Origin of the sequence: Mesorhizobium sp. M2A.F.Ca.ET.039.01.1.1 (assembly GCF_003998035.1) — a bacterium.
GTDB lineage: Bacteria > Pseudomonadota > Alphaproteobacteria > Rhizobiales > Rhizobiaceae > Mesorhizobium.
The window spans coordinates 1-501 of sequence record NZ_RZRY01001492.1; the positions used below are offsets into that span (position 1 = coordinate 1).

The 501-nt window shown below is 68.5% G+C and carries 1 pseudogene; it reads right to left on the bottom strand.

The annotated features are described in order from the left end of the window. A pseudogene (locus EOA24_RS40610) lies at positions 1 to 501 on the bottom strand (3D-(3,5/4)-trihydroxycyclohexane-1,2-dione acylhydrolase (decyclizing)); the annotation flags it as partial.

Consider the following 501-nt stretch of genomic DNA (forward strand, 5'->3'; position numbering starts at 1 on the left):
GCACGGCGCCGATCACCTGCGCGTCGGATGGATAGGCGGCATTGGTCGAGGCCGTGACCTTGGCGGCGGCAGCCTGCCACTCCGTCTTGCCCTTTAGCGCATTGTCGGTCCAGGCGGACGGCCCCTTCCAGCCCTTCAAGGCAGCGGACAGTTCCGCCAGCCCTTCGGCCGCGTCGGCGACCAGCGGCAGCGCCCAGTGCTTGCCGGCATCGAAACCTTGGGTGTTCAGCCCGATGATGGTGCGGCCGGCATTCTTGAACAGCGCCCATGAGCCGGTGGTGAAATCCTGCAGCCTGGTGCCGACGGCAAGCACGACATCGGCCTCCTCGGCCAGCCGGTTGGCGGCGGACGTGCCGGTGACGCCGACCGCAGCCATGTTGAGCGGATGGTCATCGGGGAGCGAAGACTTGCCGCCCTGCGTCTCGCAGACGGGAATGCCGGCGCCCTGCACAAGCTTGGCCAGTTCGCCCGAAGCCTGCGAATAGAGGACGCCGCCGCCGG